General features: G+C 56.5%; 18 protein-coding genes. 13 read left to right on the forward strand and 5 right to left on the reverse strand.

Features of this window, described 5'->3' with window-relative positions; translation table 11 throughout:
• Positions 1-10: 10 nt before the first annotated feature.
• Both ubiB and ubiE read right to left on the reverse strand, forming a co-directional pair.
• A complete protein-coding gene (gene ubiB, locus GOW60_RS17660; protein ID WP_171230299.1) occupies positions 11-1540 on the reverse strand; it encodes a 2-polyprenylphenol 6-hydroxylase in 1530 nt (509 codons plus the stop codon).
• Between the two features lie 3 nt (positions 1541-1543).
• Complete coding sequence (ubiE, locus tag GOW60_RS17665) at positions 1544-2296, reverse strand: bifunctional demethylmenaquinone methyltransferase/2-methoxy-6-polyprenyl-1,4-benzoquinol methylase UbiE (RefSeq protein WP_171206363.1); 753 nt, start codon at positions 2294-2296, stop codon at positions 1544-1546.
• An 86-nt stretch (positions 2297-2382) separates the two neighbouring features.
• Between ubiE and mutM the strand changes: the two genes are divergently transcribed.
• From mutM to recF, 6 genes are all read left to right on the forward strand, one after another.
• A complete protein-coding gene (mutM, locus tag GOW60_RS17670; RefSeq protein ID WP_171230300.1) occupies positions 2383-3234 on the forward strand; it encodes a bifunctional DNA-formamidopyrimidine glycosylase/DNA-(apurinic or apyrimidinic site) lyase in 852 nt (283 codons plus the stop codon).
• 66 nt (positions 3235-3300) lie between these two features.
• A complete protein-coding gene (locus GOW60_RS17675; protein WP_117870917.1) occupies positions 3301-4077 on the forward strand; it encodes an enoyl-CoA hydratase in 777 nt (258 codons plus the stop codon).
• A gap of 221 nt (positions 4078-4298) precedes the next feature.
• Positions 4299-4562, forward strand: a complete 264-nt coding sequence (gene rpsT, locus GOW60_RS17680; RefSeq protein ID WP_152459792.1) for a 30S ribosomal protein S20 — start codon at positions 4299-4301, stop codon at positions 4560-4562.
• Between the two features lie 555 nt (positions 4563-5117).
• Complete coding sequence (gene dnaA, locus GOW60_RS17685) at positions 5118-6503, forward strand: chromosomal replication initiator protein DnaA (protein ID WP_171230301.1); 1386 nt, start codon at positions 5118-5120, stop codon at positions 6501-6503.
• A gap of 225 nt (positions 6504-6728) precedes the next feature.
• A complete protein-coding gene (dnaN, locus tag GOW60_RS17690; RefSeq protein ID WP_171230302.1) occupies positions 6729-7850 on the forward strand; it encodes a DNA polymerase III subunit beta in 1122 nt (373 codons plus the stop codon).
• A gap of 59 nt (positions 7851-7909) precedes the next feature.
• Positions 7910-9007 (forward strand): DNA replication/repair protein RecF, encoded by a 1098-nt coding sequence (gene recF, locus GOW60_RS17695; RefSeq protein WP_171230303.1) that lies wholly within the window; start codon positions 7910-7912, stop codon positions 9005-9007.
• On the opposite strand, the gene GOW60_RS17700 is transcribed toward recF, so the two are convergent.
• Entirely contained in the window at positions 9004-9570 is a 567-nt protein-coding gene (locus tag GOW60_RS17700) for a carboxymuconolactone decarboxylase family protein (RefSeq protein WP_171230304.1), read from the reverse strand. The two genes, recF and GOW60_RS17700, sit on opposite strands and share 4 nt — an antisense overlap.
• Positions 9571-9670: 100 nt before the next feature.
• Here GOW60_RS17700 and GOW60_RS17705 point away from each other — a divergent pair, with 100 nt between their 5' ends.
• The 4 genes from GOW60_RS17705 (at position 9671) to GOW60_RS17720 (ending at position 14711) form a co-directional block, all read left to right on the forward strand.
• Positions 9671-10243, forward strand: a complete 573-nt coding sequence (locus GOW60_RS17705) for a TetR/AcrR family transcriptional regulator (RefSeq protein ID WP_171230305.1) — start codon at positions 9671-9673, stop codon at positions 10241-10243.
• A 114-nt stretch (positions 10244-10357) separates the two neighbouring features.
• Positions 10358-12775 (forward strand): DNA topoisomerase (ATP-hydrolyzing) subunit B, encoded by a 2418-nt coding sequence (gyrB, locus tag GOW60_RS17710; protein ID WP_171230306.1) that lies wholly within the window; start codon positions 10358-10360, stop codon positions 12773-12775.
• Positions 12776-12885: 110 nt separating this feature from the next.
• On the forward strand, positions 12886-13482 hold the full coding sequence (locus tag GOW60_RS17715) for a TetR/AcrR family transcriptional regulator (protein ID WP_171230307.1): 597 nt from the start codon (positions 12886-12888) through the stop codon (positions 13480-13482).
• Between the two features lie 122 nt (positions 13483-13604).
• A complete protein-coding gene (locus GOW60_RS17720) occupies positions 13605-14711 on the forward strand; it encodes an alkene reductase (protein ID WP_171230308.1) in 1107 nt (368 codons plus the stop codon).
• Positions 14712-15310: 599 nt separating this feature from the next.
• On the opposite strand, the gene GOW60_RS17725 is transcribed toward GOW60_RS17720, so the two are convergent.
• Complete coding sequence (locus GOW60_RS17725; protein ID WP_171230309.1) at positions 15311-16645, reverse strand: hypothetical protein; 1335 nt, start codon at positions 16643-16645, stop codon at positions 15311-15313.
• Between the two features lie 87 nt (positions 16646-16732).
• Here GOW60_RS17725 and GOW60_RS17730 point away from each other — a divergent pair, with 87 nt between their 5' ends.
• From GOW60_RS17730 to GOW60_RS17740, 3 genes are read left to right on the forward strand one after another with little or no spacing between them, the layout of a single operon-like run.
• A complete protein-coding gene (locus GOW60_RS17730) occupies positions 16733-16978 on the forward strand; it encodes a hypothetical protein (RefSeq protein ID WP_171230310.1) in 246 nt (81 codons plus the stop codon).
• A 10-nt stretch (positions 16979-16988) separates the two neighbouring features.
• Positions 16989-18455 carry a guanitoxin biosynthesis MBL fold metallo-hydrolase GntH gene (gene gntH, locus GOW60_RS17735; protein ID WP_217355620.1) on the forward strand — a complete coding sequence of 489 codons (1467 nt, stop codon included), beginning with the start codon at positions 16989-16991 and terminating at the stop codon, positions 18453-18455.
• A gap of 14 nt (positions 18456-18469) precedes the next feature.
• Positions 18470-19450, forward strand: coding sequence for a GTP-binding protein (locus GOW60_RS17740; protein ID WP_171230311.1), 981 nt, complete (start codon positions 18470-18472; stop codon positions 19448-19450).
• A gap of 454 nt (positions 19451-19904) precedes the next feature.
• Here GOW60_RS17740 and GOW60_RS17745 read toward each other — a convergent pair whose 3' ends face one another.
• On the reverse strand, positions 19905-20108 hold the full coding sequence (locus GOW60_RS17745; RefSeq protein ID WP_171230312.1) for a hypothetical protein: 204 nt from the start codon (positions 20106-20108) through the stop codon (positions 19905-19907).
• Between the last annotated feature and the right edge of the window lie 20 nt (positions 20109-20128).

Consider the following 20128-nt stretch of genomic DNA (forward strand, 5'->3'; position numbering starts at 1 on the left):
GCGGGTTGGTTCAGCTGAGCGCGTTGATCAGCAAGACCAGCGCCGCACCTGCTGCGGCGCCGATCGTGGCGGGCAGAGCAAAGGACCAAAAGGTGGGCGTCTGCGGTTCGTCCTTCTGGGTCTGCGCGATCAGTGCGTTTTCGACCAGTGCCGGCAGACGCGGGCCGAAGCGGGCCAGCACCATTGCGGTTTTCCCAAAATCACGCAGGGCCGCCCGGGGGCCGATGGACTGTTTGATGTAGTCTTCGACCACGGGTCGGGCGACTTCCCAGATGTTCATATGAGGGTCGAGTGAGCGTGCAACGCCTTCGACGACAACCATGGTGCGTTGCAGCAGGATCAGTTCGGTTCGTGTTTCCATCCCGAACCGTTCGGTCACTTCGAATAGATAGCTCAGCAACCGCCCCATGGAAATATGCGTGGCGTCCATGCCGAAGATCGGCTCGCCCACGGCACGCAGAGCGCGTGCGAACTCGTCCACGTCCTGGTTGGCGGGAACATAGCCGGCTTCGAAATGCACCTCGGCCACGCGTTTGTAGTCGCGCCGGATGAAACCAAACAGGATTTCGGCATAGACCCGGCGCGTGTATTCATCGATATGCCCCATGATGCCGTAGTCATAGGCTATGATGTCTCCGTTCGCGGCCACCTTCAGGTTGCCCTGGTGCATGTCGGCGTGGAAAAAGCCGTCGCGCAGGGCATGCAGAAGGAACAGGCGCAGGACACGTTCGGCCAGATCATTGCGGTTGTGACCTGCGGCATCCAGAGCATCATTGTCACCCAGCGCGATCCCGTCCGCCCAGCTGAGCGTCATTACGCGCCGCGCGGACAGTGACCACACAACGGGCGGCAGCCAGAAGCCGGTGTCGCCCTTGGTGTTGGCCGCATATTCGGAGGCCGCCGCGCTTTCCAGACGCAGATCCAGTTCGCCGCGCACGACACCGTCGAAATGCTCGATCACCTCCACAGGTCGCAGACGGCGCGCGCCGGGGGCGAAGAGCTGGACGATCCGGGCGGCGAAATAGAACGCATCGACATCTTTGCGGAACGCGCGTTCGATCCCCGGACGCAGAACTTTCACCGCGACATCCTCACCCGTGCTGGTCAGCTTGGCCTTGTGAACCTGCGCAATCGAGGCTGCGGCAATCGGTTCGCTGAATTCGCTGAACATGTCCGAGATCGGCTGACCCAGTTCTTTCTCGACTTCGGCCATCGCGTCGGCTTTGGAGAAAGGGGGCAGTTTGTCTTGCAGAACGCGCAGTTGCTCGGCCAGTTCGTCGCCAACCACGTCGGGGCGGGTCGAGAGCACTTGCCCGAATTTGATATAGGCGGGGCCAAGCGCCGTCAGGGCGCGCGTGGCCGGCGGCATACCGGGGTCGCCTTTGTAGCCAAGCCATTGAAAGGGTTTGCCCAATGCGTGGGCCAGAATGCGAACGGCGCGCGGGGCTTCGAACGCATCCAGTACCACGTTCATGGCGCCTGTGCGCTCGAGCGTGGCGCCTGTGCGGATCAGGCGGATGATGTTATGGGGACCACGCATGTGTCAGATCTTCCAGCCGGAATGCAGCGCGGCGATACCCATGCTCAGGTTCCGGTATTTGGCGTTTTCGAAACCTGCGGCGCGAACCATGTTCAGAAACGTTTCCTGATCGGGGAATTTTCGGATCGATTCGACCAGGTACTGATAGCTATCATAGTCATTGGCGATCAGCTTTCCCATGCGCGGGATGACGTTGAAGCTGTAAAGGTCATAGAGCTTTTGCAGCCCCTCATTGGGCAGCTGGCTGAATTCCAGCACCATCAGGCGGCCGCCGGGTTTCAGCACGCGGTAAGCCTCGTTCAAAGCTTCTTGCGGGCGGGTGACGTTCCGAATGCCGAACGAGATCGTGTAGACATCGAATGTATTGTCTTCGAAGGGCAGGGCCATGGCATCGCCCACGACCCAGTTCAGGCTGTCCGACATCTGATCTGCCTCGGCACGTTGCCGCCCTTCGATCAGCATTGGCTCGGTCAGGTCCAGCACCGTGGCGTGGCCGTGACCCGCGCGCTTGAGGAACCTGAATGAGATGTCGCCCGTACCGCCGGCCACGTCTAGCAGCCGCTGGCCGGGGCGTGGCGCCAGCCAGTCCATCATCGCGTCCTTCCAGACCCGGTGGATGCCCATCGACATGACATCGTTCATCACGTCATATTTCGAGGCAACCGAGTTGAACACGCCCTGCACGCGCCCGGCCTTTTCGGCCTCGGGGACGGTTTCGAAACCGAAATGAGTGGTCTTGTCGATGTTGTCGGACATTTGCCTTGCCGTTTGTCGATTTTCGCCTCTGTTATAGGGCCAAGGGAGGCGGGCACAATGCGGCCCTTTGAACTAGGAGCCCTGTAATGCCCGAATTACCTGAGGTCGAGACAGTAAGACGCGGCCTGAGTCCCGCCATGGAAGGGGTCGTGATCGAACGGGCTGATGTGAACCGCCCCGATCTGCGCTGGCCGTTCCCTGAACGTATGGCCGAACGGCTGACCGGACAGCGGGTGGAGCGGTTGCGGCGGCGGTCGAAATACATTCTGGCGGATCTCAGCAGCGGTGAGACGCTGTTGATCCATCTGGGTATGTCGGGGCGGATGACGGTGTCGGGTGACCCGTTGGGGCAATTCGTCCATGACCATCCCGCCGTGCAAAAACATGACCACGTGGTCTTTCATATGGCCAACGGCGCGCGCATCACCTTCAACGATCCCCGCCGGTTTGGCGCGATGGACCTGTTGCAAACGGCCAGCGCCGAAGATCACAAGCTGCTGTCGGTTCTGGGGCCTGAACCCTTGGGCAACGATTTTCACGACCAGCACCTGATCAGGGCGTTCAAAGGCAAGAACACCCCTGTCAAATCCGCCCTGCTGGATCAGGGAATCGTTGCCGGTCTGGGCAATATCTATGTTTGCGAAGCTCTTTATCGCGGCCGAGTGTCGCCACGTCGCAAAGCCGGACAGATTTCCGCGCCCCGCGTGGCGGCGCTTGTTCCGATCATCCGGCAGGTGTTGCAGGACGCTATCGAAGCCGGTGGGTCTTCGCTGCGGGATTTCCGCCAAGCCGATGGAGAACTTGGATATTTTCAGCACAAGTTTGATGTCTACGGCCGCGAGGGCGAGGCCTGCCGGACCGAAGGGTGCGGAGCGCCGATCAAGAGAATCACCCAGTCCGGTCGCTCATCCTTCTATTGTGCGCAATGCCAAAGATAGCTTGATCCAAGTTTTTCGCGTGGTAAGGAATCGTACCTGAACGGAACAACCGGAAGCTTTCTCCTCATGGCTTTTGAGACGATCATCGTCGAAATCGAAGACCACGTCGCACTTATCAAACTCAACCGACCGGATGCGCTGAACGCGTTGAACACCCAGTTGCTGGGTGAGCTCTGCACCGCGCTGGAAGATGCGGACAGCAACGACAAGGTGCGCTGCATCGTGATAACCGGATCGGACAAGGCCTTCGCCGCCGGCGCGGACATCAAGGAAATGTCCGAGATGAGTTTTGTCGACGTCTACAACATCAACCTTTTTGCTGATGCGAATGATCGTGTGACCGCAATTCGCAAGCCGATCATTGCGGCCGTTGCAGGTTACGCGCTGGGCGGTGGATGTGAACTTGCCATGCTGTGCGATTTCATCATCGCGGCGGACACCGCGAAATTCGGCCAGCCCGAGATCAATCTTGGCGTCATTGCCGGTCTGGGGGGAAGTCAGCGTCTGACGCGGTTCGTGGGTAAATCCAAATCGATGGACATGAACCTGACCGGGCGTTTCATGGATGCCGACGAAGCCGAGCGTGCGGGTCTTGTCAGCCGGGTGGTGCCGGCAAAGAAGCTGATCGAAGAAGCCGTGAGCGCAGCGCAGAAGATTGCCGAGAAATCGCAGCTGACCGCAATGGCCGCGAAAGAAGCGGTGAACCGCAGCTACGAGCTTCCGCTGAGTGAAGGCATGTTGTTCGAGCGTCGTGTCTTCCACTCGATGTTCGCAACCGAAGATCAGAAAGAAGGCATGGCCGCGTTCCTGGAAAAGCGCACAGCGCAATTCCGCGACAAGTAAAGCGCGGGACTTGTGTGGCGGGTGGCTTTAGCCCGCCCCATATTCTTGGCCATGGTTCCAAGAATCACCTTGGCAATCTCTTTGAACTTGGCTAAAGACCCTCGTTATACATGCGCGTGCGGCCCGCTTGGCCCGACTCACACTCGTGATTTCTGATCCGGTGCGGATATGTCCGTGGCGCGCAACCCAAGATTAACGTACCTAACGAAGGTCAGATTCACATGGCAAACTCGCCTCAGGCAAAAAAGCGCGCTCGTCAGAACGAAAAGCGTTTTGCAATCAACAAAGCGCGTCGTTCGCGCATCCGCACCTATCTGCGTAAAGTCGAAGAAGCGATCGCATCCGGCGACAAGGACGCGGCGACTGCTGCTCTGCGTGCGGCTCAGCCCGAGCTGATGCGCGGCGTCACCAAGGGTGTTTTCCACAAGAACACTGCTGCCCGTAAAATGTCGCGCCTGTCCTCGCGCGTCAAAGCACTGGGCTAAGCTTTGGGGTGACCCTAGGTCACGTCAGAAAGGCTGAACCATTCTGAAAAGGCGCCGCACATCACGGCGCCTTTTTTCGTGTTGCCAGAAAACCGCGCCTTCACAAAACCGAGAGATTCTTTCGCCCAAAGACCCGAGTCAATATCAGAGTTTCGTTGCCGCGCCCCTCTCGGAATTGCTACGACTGATGTCAGCGATTCACTCGCTTGGGGGGACAGGCTGTTTTCCCGATCGAACTGACGGGCATCAGAGCGATCAGGGGACAATTGTCGACGACTGGCTTGAGCCAGGCTGCCGATCTGCCATGGAAGCCGGAATAAACCCGGTGATCTTGGCCCTGTCTAAAAATTGAGATTGCGACGTGCAACCCGATTTTCGGGACGTTCCGTTATTGCTGAGCGTCAGAACTGGGGTTGCCGAGCTCTTCGGGATGGTCCCGCCAAGCCGACTGGTTTGGCGACTGGATACCTATTGCGTGTGAATACAACACCGGGGAACCGGCTTCGTATGAATAAGGCTGACAGGCCAATAAGAATGGGATGCGTGAGGCGCTTAATGACACAAGAGAAATGGGGACTACTGCGTAACAAGTTGCTGAAGGCCATCGGTCGGAACAATTATACGACCTGGATCGAGCCTTTGGAATTCAAGGAGCTTCAGGACGGCGTGGCGGTTTTCTCGGTGCCGACCAACTTCATGGGCAATTACGTCAGCCAGAATTTTGCGGACCTCATTTTATACGAGCTGAACACCGCAGGTGAAACTGTGCAGCGTCTGGATTTCCGCGTCGCCGCAAACTCACCTGCCCGACCCAAGCCAGCTGTCGATATGCCACCGTTGGCAAAGCCTGAACCTGTCGCAGCGCCGAGTGAGGACCCGGCGCAGGATACATTGGAGTCGCTTCAGGCCGCCCCGTTGGATTCCCGCTTTACCTTTGACAGTTTTGTCGTCGGCAAGCCCAATGAACTGGCCCATGCGGCTGCGCGTCGGGTATCCGAGGGCGGGCCGGTGACCTTCAATCCGCTGGTTCTGTACGGCGGTGTAGGGCTGGGTAAGACACACTTGATGCATGCCATCGCATGGGAGCTGAAAACCAAACATCCGGAACTGAACGTTCTGTACCTTTCGGCGGAACAGTTCATGTACCGGTTCGTGCAGGCCCTGCGCGAGCGTCGGATGATGGATTTCAAACACCTGTTCCGTTCGGTTGACGTTTTGATGGTTGATGACGTGCAGTTCATCGCCGGCAAGGATTCCACTCAGGAAGAGTTTTTCCACACGTTCAACGCGCTGGTGGATCAGAACAAACAGATCATCATCTCGGCCGATCGCGCCCCGGGTGAGATCAAGGATCTGGAAGATCGGGTGAAATCCCGCCTGCAATGTGGTCTGGTGGTTGACCTGCACCCGACCGATTATGAACTGCGTCTGGGCATTTTGCAGAACAAGGTGCAGCAATACAGCTCATCCTATCCGGACCTGACGATTGCCGATGGCGTTCTGGAATTCCTGGCGCATCGCATCTCGACCAATGTTCGGGTGCTGGAGGGTGCCCTGACCCGTCTGTTCGCTTTCGCGTCACTGGTCGGTCGCGAGATCGACATGGAACTGACGCAGGATTGTCTGGCGGATGTGCTGCGCGCCTCGGAACGCAAGATCACCGTTGAAGAGATCCAGCGGAAGGTGTCCGAGTATTACAACATCCGGCTTTCTGACATCATCGGCCCGAAGCGCCTGCGTTCTTACGCGCGTCCGCGTCAGGTGGCGATGTATCTGTGCAAGCAGTTGACCAGCCGGTCGCTGCCCGAGATCGGCCGCCGATTTGGCGGGCGCGATCACACGACGGTCATGCATGGCGTCAAGCGCATTGAAGAGCTGAAGCTGACTGACGGTCAGATCGCCGAGGATGTCGAAATGCTGCGCCGGTCGCTTGAAGCCTGATCCGCGCCTGTAAATTAGGATACCGCCTTGGATCCTCGGGCCCGGGGCGTTTCTTGTGCGCATTAGTCCACGGTTGGATCAGAACTGGTGCCTGTCTGGCACGCTGCCCTTGACGCTGGACGCAATCCAACCCAGAAATCCGTAAAAAATCCTTGTGCCTCAGGGTGGAACCGCTAACGTGCCAGTCCCGCCCATGTCGGTACGCAAGTCAGAGGAATTGAGGGTATGAAGATCAGCATCGAACGCGGCACCCTTCTCAAGGCCGTTTCGCAGGCCCAATCCGTAGTGGAACGCCGCAATACCATTCCCATACTTGCCAATGTCCTGATCGAGGCGGAAGGCGATCAGGCGCTGTTTCGCGCGACCGATCTGGATACCGAAGTGGTCGACAAGGCCCCGGCGCAGGTCGAGAAAGCCGGTGCCACCACCGTGGCCGCGACCACCTTGCACGAGATCGTGCGCAAGCTGCCCGACGGAGCGTTGGTCACGCTGACCGCAGACAGCGCGGCAGGGCGTCTGACGGTTGAGGCGGGTCGGTCGAATTTCTCGCTGGCGACGCTGCCGAAAGAGGATTTCCCGGTCATGGCGTCGTCGGAGTATCAATCAAATTTCACGGCTTCGGCTGCCCTGCTGCGACGGTTGTTCGACAAGTCGAAATTCGCAATCTCAACAGAAGAGACACGGTATTATCTGAATGGTGTCTACATGCATGTGGCCGACGGATCCGATGGCGGCAAGGTGCTGCGCTGCGTGGCCACCGACGGCCACCGGCTTGCTCGGATCGATGCCGATTTGCCGGATGGTGCAGAGGGCATGCCGGGCGTTATCGTCCCGCGTAAAACCGTGGGCGAGCTGCGCAAGCTGTTGGACGATGATGAAATGGATATCGCGGTTTCGGTCAGCGAAACCAAGGTGCGTTTCGCCACGCCTGATATCACGCTGACCTCGAAGGTCATTGACGGAACCTTTCCCGACTACACGCGCGTTATCCCGCAAGGAAATACGCGCAAGCTGGAAGTGGATGCCGCCGAGTTCGCACAGGCCGTGGACCGGGTGGCAACGGTGTCTTCCGAGCGTTCGCGTGCGGTGAAGCTGCAACTGGATGGCGACAAGCTGGTCCTGTCGGTGAACGCACCAGACAGTGGCGCGGCCGAGGAAGAACTGGCGGTCGCCTATGGTGATGAGCGTCTGGAGATCGGGTTCAATGCCAAATATCTGCTGGAGATCGCGTCTCAGGTGGATCGAGAGAATGCGGTGTTCATGTTCAATTCAGCTGGCGACCCGACCCTGATGCGCGAAGGCAATGATCAGAGCGCGGTTTACGTCGTCATGCCAATGCGCGTCTGATCGCGCGGACGCGCGATGCCTCCGGCGGGAGTATTTTTGAAAAGATGAAGGGAGGGGTCATGGGATTGGCCCTGACCGAGCTTACGGTCTCGCATTTTCGGTCTCACAAGCTGGCGCGGTTGTCTCTGGACGGGCGGCCGGTGGCGATTCACGGGCCGAACGGTGCGGGCAAGACCAATATTCTGGAAGCGGTATCCTTGTTTTCACCCGGTCGCGGAATGCGGCGGGCAAGCGCGGCCGAGATGACGCGACGGCCCGAGGTGTTGGGCTGGAAACTGTCGGGACTTTTGCAATCGCAGGGTCAGAATTTCGAAATCGAAACCTGGTCTGAGGGTGGTGCAGCACGGCAGGTAAGGATTGACGGAAAATCCGCCACCCAGATTGATCTGGGTAAACTTGCCCGGGTGGTCTGGCTGGTTCCGTCCATGGACCGCCTGTGGATTGAAGGGGCCGAAGGCCGGCGCCGGTTTCTTGATCGCATTGCGCTCAGTTTTGATCCGTCTCATGCAGAGGCCTCGCTGACGTACGAAAAAGCAATGCGCGAACGGAACCGTTTGCTGAAAGAGCAGGTTCGGGACGCGCATTGGTATGCTGCGCTTGAGGGTCAGCTGGCCGAGATGGGGCATCGTATCCACGCAGCGCGATTGGCGGCGTTGAGCCATCTGCGGGCGGCGCAGGACCAGGCGGAAACGGCTTTTCCGTCTGCCGAGTTGGAATTGGTGCAAACCGAAGGTGCGATGCCGGAAACGGCTGAGGATTTGCGCGAGGCTTTGAATGAAAGCCGGTTCAGGGACTTGGCTGCGGGGCGGACTTTGGTTGGGCCGCATCGGTCAGACTTGTATGGCGTCTTTGCTGCCAAGGGTGTTCCCGCCAAGGATTGTTCGACCGGTGAGCAGAAGGCGCTGCTGGTTTCATTGATTCTGTCCAATGCCCGAGCTTTGGCCGCAATGGTGGGTGCGCCACCGATCGTGTTGCTGGATGAGGTGGCTGCTCATCTGGACGCGGGTCGGCGCGCTTCACTTTATGACGAGATCTGTGCGTTGGGTGCTCAGGCCTGGATGACGGGCACCGGGCCTGAACTGTTTGAGGAGTTGGGTGACCGGGCCCAGACGCTGATCGTGACCGAAGGCGATGAGGGGTCGGTGGTGTCGGCTTAGGTCGGTTCGTTGACTTTGCGCTCCCACAGGAAGCCGCGCATGACTTCATCGACCGGTGTTTTGGCCATGTGGTTGACGTAGTTTGACATGGTTTTTTGTGCCAGGCCCAGCACCACGTCCAGAACCGCACGATGGGAATAGCCCGCGTCGAAGAACGCCTGAAGCTGTTCCTCGGTCGGGTTGCCACGGGTTTCCATCACTTGCAGGGTGAAGGTGCGCAGCGCTTCGAGCTTGGGCGAAGGCAGTGGGGTTTCATTGCGCAGAGCCTGGGAGATTTCGTCTGATACCTTCATCATCTTTGCGATGCCGGTGTGCGCGGGCACGCAGTAATGGCATTCGTTTTCCACATTGATGGTCTGCCAGACGACGGTCTTCTCATCGTTGTCGAAATCGGTCTGCAAGAACAGGCTGTGCAGAACTTGATAGCCTTCAAGGTGCTGTGGGCTTTCTGCCATCACCTTGTGCAGGCCCGGCAAACGGCCAAAGGCGGCCTGGGACTTTTCCAGCAGTGGTTTGGATGCTTCGGGTGCGGATTCGATATCATGAGACGGGAAAGTGGCCATGTCGGGACTCCTGTTTCTGGCGCGATGGATGGTATTTAGGGTTTCTTGAGTGATCGCTCAAGTATATATTTGAGCGAACGTTCAAGAATTGGTGATGCCGATGCCCCGTAAACCCGCATATGATCGCGACGCGTTGATCGAGAAAGCCCGTGACATTTTCTGGCGTCAGGGTTGGGCTGGTACGTCGCTGAAGGACCTTGAGCGGGAATTGAAGCTGAAACCCGGCAGTTTCTACGCGGCTTTCGGGTCGAAGGATGCGCTCTATGCGTTGACGCTGGAAAGCTACACGCAAGAGGGTGTGGCGCGCCTGAAAGCCCTTGCCGAAAGATTGGGGCCGAAGGAAGCGCTCAAGGCGCAACCTCGTTTGGTCATCGAAGCGGTCGAGAACCCGGCAAAGGCTTGCATGTTGGCAAAGACATATGCCGAGTTGCAGGCGAAGGATCATACGCTTGCGGATCAGGCCGCGCGTCACATGGCGGAAATGAAGGCGTGTTTCGCCGACCTGTTTCGCAGCGCCCAGGCCGCCGGTGAAATCCGGCCTGAACATGACCCGGATCGGCTGGCGGCCCGGTATCAGTCGGACATTCTGGGGCTTCGGTTGTCGGCCGAACGCAAGGATGTCGATGCGCTGGAAATCGCGGCGGATATCGCTTCTGATATCGACCGGTTATGAGGTGGAATCAGATGGGCAGAAAACGACCCGAGCACACACAAAATATTGGGGGATCGCGTGACAATCCCCACCAGAAAACGTATAAGGTACCAAAATAATATAGGTACTGACTGAATGTCCGAAGACGCACAGGCTCCTCAAGAATACGGCGCAGATTCCATCAAAGTTCTCAAGGGATTAGAGGCCGTTCGCAAACGCCCCGGGATGTATATCGGGGACACGGATGATGGATCGGGCCTGCACCACATGGTGTATGAGGTTGTCGACAACGGAATTGACGAAGCGCTGGCGGGTCACGCCGACCATGTGACCGTGAAAATTCACGCGGATTCCAGCGTTTCGGTCAGCGACAACGGCCGCGGAATTCCGGTTGATATCCACCCGGAAGAAGGCGTTTCAGCAGCAGAGGTCATCATGACCCAGCTGCACGCGGGCGGCAAGTTCGACAGCAACTCGTACAAGGTGTCGGGCGGCTTGCATGGCGTGGGTGTTTCGGTGGTAAACGCCCTGTCGGATTGGCTGGAGCTGCGCATCTGGCGCGCGGGCAAAGAGCACGTGGCGCGATTTGAGGGTGGTGAAACGGCAGAGCATCTGAAGGTTGTCGGCGAATGCGGCGATCGTACGGGAACCGAAGTGCGGTTTCTGGCGTCGACCGACACGTTCTTGAATCTCGAATACTCGTTCGAGACGTTGGAAAAACGGCTGCGCGAACTGGCCTTCCTGAACTCGGGCGTGCGGATCATCCTGATCGACGAACGCCCTGCCGAGCGGCTGGAGACTGAGCTGTTCTACGAGGGCGGCGTAAAGGAGTTCGTCAAATACCTCGACCGATCCAAAACGCCGGCCATGCCCGAGCCGATCTATATCAAGGGCGAGCGCGACGATATCGGTGTCGAGATCGCCATGTGGTGGAATGACAGCTACCACGAAACGGTGCTGCCATTCACCAACAACATCCCGCAGCGCGACGGCGGGACCCACGTTGCGGGGTTCCGGGGGGCTTTGACCCGGACGATCAACAACTATGCGCAGTCCAGCGGGATCGCGAAAAAGGAAAAGGTCAGCTTCACCGGTGACGATGCGCGCGAAGGTTTGACCTGCGTATTGTCGGTGAAAGTGCCCGATCCGAAATTCTCGTCCCAGACCAAGGACAAGCTGGTTTCCTCCGAGGTCCGTCCGGCTGTCGAAGGTCTGATGAATGAAAAACTGGCCGAGTGGTTCGAAGAAAACCCCAACGAGGCCAAGAATATCGTCGGCAAGATCATCGAGGCTGCGTTGGCCCGGGAAGCTGCGCGGAAGGCGCGCGAGCTGACCCGGCGCAAGACGGCGATGGATGTGAACTATCTGGCGGGCAAGCTGAAGGATTGTTCCGAGAAAGATCCATCGAAAACCGAAGTCTTCCTCGTCGAGGGTGACTCGGCAGGTGGATCGGCACAGACCGGACGGGATCGTCTGACGCAGGCGGTTCTGCCCTTGCGGGGGAAAATCCTGAACGTGGAACGCGCCCGGTTCGACCGGATGCTGTCGTCTCAGGAAATTGGCAACCTCGTCATGGCGCTGGGTACGGGCATTGGCCGCGATGAATTCAACATTGAAAAGCTGCGCTACCACAAGATCGTCATCATGACCGATGCGGATGTGGACGGCGCGCATATCCGGACCCTGTTGCTGACCTTCTTCTATCGGCAGATGCCAGAGCTGATCGAGGGCGGGTACCTCTATATCGCGCAACCGCCGCTGTACAAGGTTTCCCGCGGAAAGTCAGAGGTTTACCTGAAGGATCAGGCCGCTCTGGATGACTATCTAATCAATCAAGGCGTCGAAGGCGCGGTTCTGAAACTGGGCTCGGGCGAAGAGATCGTCGGTCAGGATCTGACCCGCGTGGTGGACGAAGCGCGCCAGTTGAAACGTGTGCTGGACGCGTTTCCAACGCATTACCCGCGTCATATTCTGGAACAGGCCGCCGTGGCTGGGGCTTTCGTGCCGGGTGCGGTGGACGCCGATCTGCAAGGTGTGGCTGACAAAGTCGCCGCACGGCTGGATCTGATCGCGTTGGAATACGAACGCGGTTGGCAGGGTCGGATCACACAGGATCACGGCATCCGGCTGGCCCGTATCCTGCGCGGTGTTGAAGAGGTTCGCACGCTGGATGGCCCGATGCTGCGCTCGGGCGAGGCGCGCAAGACCGGTAGCTTTACGCAAAGCCTGCAAGAGATCTACAACTCTCCGGCCACTTTGAACCGTCGTGATCGCAGCCAGATGATCCACGGTCCGCTGGACTTGTTGCGCGCCATTCTGGAAGAGGGTGAAAAGGGCTTGTCCTTGCAGCGCTATAAAGGCCTGGGTGAGATGAACCCTGACCAGCTGTGGGAAACGACACTGGATCCGGATGCGCGGACACTACTGCAAGTGCGCGTGGATGACATGGTCGAGGCGGATGATCTGTTCACCAAGTTGATGGGTGACGTCGTGGAACCTCGTCGGGAGTTCATCCAGAAAAACGCCTTGAGTGTTGAGAATCTGGATTTCTGATCATGTTGTAGCAAGTTCCTTTGCCAAACAGACCTGCGAATGAAGTCGGATGAACAGCTTTATCTGACTGGTCCCTTGAAATTCTGGACTGATCATTCCACATCTACGCCATGAGCAAAGAAATCCTTCCAATTGCCGACATCAAGTCGCCCGCAGGCCCGGGTAGGCCTCGTGCCTTTGACGAAGCCGATGCTTTGGAAAAAGCCTTGTGCGTATTTTGGCACAAGGGCTACGAGGCCGCGTCGGTGGACGATCTGACCAAGGCCATGGGTTTGAGCCGTTCCAGCTTTTATGGAACCTTCGGAAACAAGCAGGCATTGTTTCGCAAAGCCCTCAGCCACTATTCAAGACGTGGTTTGAAAGCTTTGCGCGACGTCGCGGACGCGGGCGGAGATGACCCCGTCGGCGCGATAATGGAAGCCTTGGCGAATCCGCAAGGAGGTCGTGACGGCTGCATGCTGATCAACTGCCTTACCGAGCTTGCCCCGCATGATGATGAAGTGGCCGATCTCGGGCGCCAACATTTGGAGAGCATTGACAAAATTATTGCGGAAGCGCTTGAGCCTTCAGATCCGGGTCTGGCGCTCGACAGGGCGCGCGCCTATGCCTCCCTTGCCATTGGCACGCTAGCCTTGCGTAAGGCGGGCGTTCCCGCTGAGCAGATATCGCAAACCCTGAAACAAGCCCGGTTGGTGATTTCGCCATAAGGTCTCCCGCCACCATAACGAAATGAAACCTAACACAAACTCAAACAAGAGACAGTGAGCACAATATTGGACTAGTTGGTCCAATAATATCTGAACGAAGTCTACCAAAGAAGGAAGCAGCAATGGCTGATGAAAAACTGTTCTCGGGCATCAAAGCTGGTGCAATCGAGCTTAAGAACCGCATTGTCATGGCGCCACTGACCCGTAACCGGGCAAGAGCTGAGGATGACAGTGTCCATGAATTGCAGGCCGAGTACTACGCGCAGAGGGCAGCTGCTGGTCTGATCATCACGGAAGCATCGCAAATCTCGCTCCAAGGCAAAGGCTATGCCTGGACGCCCGGCATTTATTCCAAATCGCAAATCGACGGCTGGAAAAAAGTGACTGAGGCCGTCCATGCCAAAGACGGGAAGATCGTAATCCAGCTTTGGCATGTCGGACGGATTTCGCATTACAGCTTGCAGGAGGGTGGTGAAGCCCCTGTCGCGCCATCCGCAATTGGCGCTAAGGCCAAGACGTTTGATGGTGAGCAGTTTGTTGAAACTTCCGAACCGCGAGCTCTGGCCATCGAAGAAATTGCTGACATTGTTGCGGACTACCGGAGGGCCGCGGAAAACGCCAAAGAGGCTGGTTTCGACGGTGTAGAGGTCCATGCAGCCAACGGATACCTTATCGATCAGTTCCTGCGCGACGGGTCGAACAAGCGTAAAGACGAATACGGTGGTCCTGTTGAGAATAGAGCGCGATTCTTGAAAGAGGTGATGGACGCTGTTGTCGACGTGTGGGGCACAGACCGCGTCGGTGTCCGCCTCAGCCCGTTCTCGGACGCAAACAACATTTCCGACAGCGACCCACAGGCGACATTCTCGCATGCGATCAAATTGTTGAATAGCTATGGGTTGGCCTATCTCCATCTCGTAGAAGGGCAGACCGGCGGCCCGCGCGATATTCCTGAAGGTGGTGACCTAAAGGCGCTCTATGAATTGTTTGACGGAGTTAAAATGGGCAACAACGCTTATGACCGAGACATGGCGATTGAAGCGGTCGAGACCGGCGCCGTCGATCTGGTGGCCTTTGGTCGGCCGTTTATTTCCAACCCGGATCTTGTCAACCGGCTGGAGAAAGACGCCGCACTGAATGAGCTCGATCCAACCACTCTCTACGGCGGCAATGAAAAAGGGTATACCGATTATCCGGCACTGGAAGAGGAAGCAGTCGCTGCAGAGTGATACATCGCTCTTAACCCCATAGCGACAGGCTATGCCAAGCAAAGTGAGCGCGCCGGCTTGGACGCGCTCACCCAGCAACTACGGAAATCTCTATTCTTAAGGCGAGGGCCTATCACAAGCCTGAAAATGAACTGCTGCCATATGATCAAGTTGGAATTTATCCTATCAGGATGCATCCTTGTTTGAGAGGCGCCCGGTTTTAGTTGAGGGAGACGTGCAGTGGCTACAATCAATTGAACGCGTTTCTCGAGCCGCGCAGTGTCGCAAGTAAATCGTGCAAAATAGTTCAGTCTTTTGGCGTAGTCTTTGCGGTTACGGCCCCTTGCGTTGCTGAATCCCGTAAAGGTCCTCCTCAAGAACCTTGGGTTCTATGCGGCCTTTCTTGCTTGGATTTTTGAAAAGGTCTCCGATGCGCAGAAAGCGGGCTGTGCAAAGTCGTCCGGATTCGTCAATTCTTGCAATCTTCAATGGCTTTCAACGCTGTAAAGTCTTCGGACCAAGACCAATCATTCGAGTTCAACGTCGCATTGTACCTCTGAATGTGACATCAAGGTTTGACCCTAGAACACTTTGCATCGGCTGCGGTACGATTTGTTTGATCAGTATCTAGTCAGAGTATCAAGTATCGCTTGCCGCGTTGCGTCATCATTGTGGAAGATCCTGCCGGCGAGAAACTCCGATGGAAACTCAGGCCACGTTTTGCGCATTTCAGTGACCAGTCGTTGTGCTTCTTGCGAATGTCCCAGCTGATCCTGCGCAACGGCCTGGAATAGGAGCGACGGAGCACTTACGGGCGCACCGGCAGCGGGCGCGCCTTGAAATGCTTCGACAACCTTTTCGTAATTCCCGAGCATAAGCTGCGATACACCCCAAATATTACGTGCGCCAAAGCGGCCCGATCCTGACCTTAGTCTTTCGGGATTGCTAACCTCGGCAGCAAGTTCCGGTGCGTTAGCCAGGATGGCTGTGATGCCGACAAGATCCAGGATATGACCATCATTCGGAGCAAGTTCGACGGACATTCTTGCATATTTTTTAGCCTCGACTGGATTATTTTGGGCAGCCAATACCCAACCATTTGCGCCGTTTGCCCAGGCATCTGTCGGAGACAGATCAAGCGCCCTTCCCGACATCTCCGAAGCCTTGCTGATGAGGTCATCTCTTTGCGCTGTGTCCGGGGACAAAATAGCCAAAGTCGCCAGAACTTGTGCCGATCCGGCGTAGCCATCGGAAAGTGCCGAGTCCAACTCTGTGGCATGTTGGAACATTCCCAATGCTATTTGCTGTCGTTTGACATCGAAAACAGGAAAAAACATTCCTCTGGCTTGATCCGCAAGGTTAGCCGCCTGAAGTCTCGTCAAGGACTGCTCACCAAGCGCTGCTCTTTCAGCCTGTCCTAGGGATTGGGTTGGGTGCAAAACCACATTGCTATCTTGAGCCAGCCAAAAGCCAAGCCCAGCAATCAATACAAGACAACCCAGTCCAAGCGGCAGCAACTTTCGCAAACGCGGATGTTCTGCTAACACATCGCTACTCGGTACCTCTGAAGTGTCGTATGCTGTCGTATTTTTTTGCGAAAACCGTGGCTTGTATCCACCCGGATCAACAAAAATGCGAACCCCTTTGCCGTTCCATTGATCTTCGTAAAACTCATGAAGCAGTCGACGCAGCCGTCTGGCTTCAACGCGAACGAGATTTCGGCCACCGGTGCCATCAATACTTCGACCGTAAACTTCGACTGCGATTGCTTTGCCACGGATTTGGGCGCCGCGACCAGCGAGAGTTTCTTCGACCACGTAAGTAATAAATTGCTGGAGTCGCGGCGAAGCCTGGAACGCGACGCTTGAAACAACGCTCTGAAGTGCCTGTCGGACAAGCTCCGGCGATGGCGGTGCAATATCTTGATCTATCGGCAATTCATTAGCTTGGTTCAAAGCAAACTCACCCCCAACTCACGGTGACTCACTTGGCCTGCATCGTCAACCGCACTCATCTTGATCTGAGAATAGATAGTGGGAACCATGGATAATCCAGTGACTTGGGAACTGAGTGACGAGCTTCCAGAGCTTTCCGATGCGCTTTCAGGGTATAACCAAGCGGATGCGTTGCTTAGCGAGGCAATCGAAGACCTGAAGAAAGTATCGGCACTGTTGGATGACACATCGATACCAGCCCCAGAGCGCGCGGAATGGACCCACATCAAATCTGAGCTGATCAACGAGCTTCGCCGGATGGTGAAGCGAAGCCTTCGCAACACTTCTAACTGAGGACTGGTCCATGACTAAGGAAGACACTGGGAAAGACCTGGAAAACAAACAGGGGCAACCAACAGAGCAAATCGAAGACCCGTCGCGGCGGAGTGTTCTAAAGGGCTTGGCCACTGGAGCGGCTGCGACAGGGGCAGCAGGGTTTGCGGCAGGAAGTGCCGAGGCCCACGAAGGAGACGGCCCCCTGGGAGAAACACTCAAGAACCCATATGGCGGTCGACCCGCAGGCGGCATATCATTGCCAGAGTACTTCCGCCCGACGAAGTACATGACCGGTTCAAACGCGAACTATTTTCCACTGAGTGAGGAGTTGGGGCCAGATGAGATGCGCATCTCATTCTGTGGTTCAACACCGTATCCACCGCGCGAAGATCAGGCGGGTACTTGTATCATGGTGGAGTTGGGGAATGGAAAGCGGTTCTTCTTCGATTTTGGCTCCGGTTGTGTCCGCAACATCATTGCCATGCAAGTACCGGGGCAACTGATCAACGACATCTTCATCTCTCACCTGCATGTCGACCACTATGCCGACATTCCGTATATTTACCCGTTCCGTGCCTGGTCGGGTGGCTACACGCCATTGCGCATTCACGGTCCCTCTGGTCGGACACCGGAACTTGGGACAGCCGGAATGGTCAAAGGCATGCAACAGATGCTCAAATGGCATCTGGAGGCCTTTGATGTGTTCCCGATTGGGGACGGCTACGAGATCGAAGTCAACGAATTCGATTTCCGTCAGGAAGGCGGCATCGTTTATGACGAAGATGGCGTGACTGTTCGGTCCTGGCCACGAAGCCACGCCAAGGACGGTGCGGTTGGCTATCGGCTCGATTGGAACGGGCTGAGCTTTGTATGGACCGGCGATGGTCGCCCGGATGAGCTTTCACGTAAATACGGCGAAGGTGTTGATGTCTTTGTAACCGAAATGTCGGGACAGGATATTGGTCAGCTGATGACCTACAAATATGGTATCCCACAGGATCTCTTTAACTACACCATCGATACGCATCACACCTCCCACTATGCCGTGGGTAAGCTCTTTGCTGACACAAGGCCGCGTTTGGGAATGGTGACACACTATACCCAGGACGAAGACATCGACGCTGAAATGCTGGCTGGTATTCGCGCTCATTACGACGGTCTGTTCCAATGGGGTCTCGATGTAGCCGTTGTGAACGTGACCAAGGATGCAATTTGGTACAGGAAAGCTGCACTGCCCGGAAAATCCGGTACCGTTCCGCCATTCCGGGAACTGGCTGCGGCAGCAGAGGCCGGACGTATTGAGCTTCCGGATGAAATCACACTACCGAACCCGAGGCTCACCCGAGCAGATCAGCAAGACCAGAAGTACAGAGATATGGAGATTGATCCACGCGAGTACTACCCAACTGACGTTTTCCGAGCACCCGGCGGGGACTGGCCGCAGGACTTTACCATCAAAGTTTCGGATGTAATCGGCACGCGTGATGAAGACTGAGAGGAGATCGAACGATGATTGAATTTGGTTCGACTTCTGCGATCCCCGTGACGATCCTTACCGGCTTTCTAGGAGCCGGTAAGACAACACTTTTGAACCGCATCCTGACAGGCAATCACGGGTTGCGGGTTGCGGTTCTGGTAAATGACTTTGGATCCATCAATGTCGATGCCGATCTTGTAGTCGGCCTCGAAGATGATGTGATGAGCCTGGCTAATGGTTGCGTTTGTTGCTCGATACGAGATGACCTGATCGAAACGGTGGAAGCCGTACTTGCCCGGCCTGAGAAGCCGGAATACATCGTCCTTGAGGCAAGTGGTGTGTCCGACCCGTCGTCTATCGCGATGACATTTACCGATCAGAAGTTTCGGGACATGATCCGCTTGGACAGCCTAATGTGTCTTGTCGATGCGGAACAGCTATTTGCTGCGCCGGAACAAATGGAACTGAAGCTCCGTCAAATCGCGTTCTCGGACATGGTTATTTTGAACAAAGTCGATCTCGTCGACAGGGCGGCTGTTCAAAAGGTGCACGATTGGCTCGGGTCTCGCTTCCGTCGATATCGCCTGGTCGAAGCTGTCAACGCAGACGTCCCACTGGATATTCTTCTTTCAGTTGGCCGCTTTGCCGCCGAACAGCTCGAAACAGAAATACCCGATCATCACGAACATGGACCGGATTGTGGTTGCCACCACTCTGATCACTCGGACAGCTTCTCTACAACTATGATGAAAGCTGAACGCCCGATAAGCTTGTCTTCTCTTCGGAGTGCAATTCGAAAGCTTCCAAGCGATGTCTATCGCCTCAAGGGTTTTGTTTTTAGCGAGGAGGACCCGGATCATCGCATTCTCGTTCAGGTCGTTGGAAAACGTATGGACATCGCAAGGGATGGGGTATGGGGCCACCGAAAACGCGAAACAAGGCTTGTTGCAATAGGTGCACCGGGAGCCCTTTCGGAATACGAGCTTTCCGATGCGTTGTTGGCGACCGCATAGCGGCAAGTTCAACCAAACTTGCTTGCGTATGAACCTTTATTTCCAACTCGTAACTGCCCGAAAGCCCGCAGCGCCGAGGACCAAATAAGGAGAAACACCTGATTGCTGAAACAGATTGGGAAATTGGTTCAAGCGATCACATGGCCCGCACCTGCCATTGCGTTTGTATTGTCGGGCACGGCTGTATGCGCGCAGGACGTCTCAGGTCCAGAACTTGAAGATGCAGCCCCAGAACCCGGATTGCCGTGTTCAGCCCGAGGACAAGATGCCGAGTTGTTTTCTGCTTTCCACGGGCCCGAGGCGTTACCTAGGGTCGCAAATCTCATTTTCTGGGGTTCTAGGAGCAAAGACAGGATGCCTATTTTTTTTCAACCGAGGAAAATCTGGAAGCCATGCAGCGGGTGACGTCAGTGTTTTGACAAAGTCAGGCGAGGTCGGAACAAAGCACTGCGCGTCAGTGTTGCCCGCCAATGTTCCCGGTGAATTGCGTGCGGAGCTTCTCATCAGGGACTTTGGGAGCGATTCCGACGATCCACCCGTGGCAGTCGAAGTTATTGGCCACCTGCATTTCATCCAGGCCGCACTTGATCTCCGAGGCGCGATTGTAGCCGTAACTTCGAAAGCAATTATTGGCTGAACCACGATAGGCAAAAGGCATTAATCTGATCCAAGACACCC

Source organism: Ruegeria sp. HKCCA4008, assembly GCF_013033125.1.
Classification (GTDB): Bacteria; Pseudomonadota; Alphaproteobacteria; order Rhodobacterales; family Rhodobacteraceae; genus Ruegeria.

Excerpts from the sequence above, each read along its gene's own strand:
- GOW60_RS17705 (WP_171230305.1), top strand. The coding sequence starts at position 9,671 with ATGCCCCGTAAACCCGCATATGATCGCGACGCGTTGATCGAGAAAGCC.
- ubiB (WP_171230299.1), bottom strand. The coding sequence starts at position 1,540 with ATGCGTGGTCCCCATAACATCATCCGCCTGATCCGCACAGGCGCCACG.
- GOW60_RS17720 (WP_171230308.1), top strand. The coding sequence starts at position 13,605 with ATGGCTGATGAAAAACTGTTCTCGGGCATCAAAGCTGGTGCAATCGAG.
- recF (WP_171230303.1), top strand. The coding sequence starts at position 7,910 with ATGGGATTGGCCCTGACCGAGCTTACGGTCTCGCATTTTCGGTCTCAC.
- GOW60_RS17745 (WP_171230312.1), bottom strand. The coding sequence starts at position 20,108 with ATGCCTTTTGCCTATCGTGGTTCAGCCAATAATTGCTTTCGAAGTTAC.
- rpsT (WP_152459792.1), top strand. The coding sequence starts at position 4,299 with ATGGCAAACTCGCCTCAGGCAAAAAAGCGCGCTCGTCAGAACGAAAAG.
- GOW60_RS17675 (WP_117870917.1), top strand. The coding sequence starts at position 3,301 with ATGGCTTTTGAGACGATCATCGTCGAAATCGAAGACCACGTCGCACTT.
- dnaN (WP_171230302.1), top strand. The coding sequence starts at position 6,729 with ATGAAGATCAGCATCGAACGCGGCACCCTTCTCAAGGCCGTTTCGCAG.
- ubiE (WP_171206363.1), bottom strand. The coding sequence starts at position 2,296 with ATGTCCGACAACATCGACAAGACCACTCATTTCGGTTTCGAAACCGTC.
- gntH (WP_217355620.1), top strand. The coding sequence starts at position 16,989 with ATGACTAAGGAAGACACTGGGAAAGACCTGGAAAACAAACAGGGGCAA.
- gyrB (WP_171230306.1), top strand. The coding sequence starts at position 10,358 with ATGTCCGAAGACGCACAGGCTCCTCAAGAATACGGCGCAGATTCCATC.
- GOW60_RS17715 (WP_171230307.1), top strand. The coding sequence starts at position 12,886 with ATGAGCAAAGAAATCCTTCCAATTGCCGACATCAAGTCGCCCGCAGGC.
- GOW60_RS17700 (WP_171230304.1), bottom strand. The coding sequence starts at position 9,570 with ATGGCCACTTTCCCGTCTCATGATATCGAATCCGCACCCGAAGCATCC.
- dnaA (WP_171230301.1), top strand. The coding sequence starts at position 5,118 with ATGACACAAGAGAAATGGGGACTACTGCGTAACAAGTTGCTGAAGGCC.
- GOW60_RS17740 (WP_171230311.1), top strand. The coding sequence starts at position 18,470 with ATGATTGAATTTGGTTCGACTTCTGCGATCCCCGTGACGATCCTTACC.
- GOW60_RS17730 (WP_171230310.1), top strand. The coding sequence starts at position 16,733 with ATGGATAATCCAGTGACTTGGGAACTGAGTGACGAGCTTCCAGAGCTT.
- mutM (WP_171230300.1), top strand. The coding sequence starts at position 2,383 with ATGCCCGAATTACCTGAGGTCGAGACAGTAAGACGCGGCCTGAGTCCC.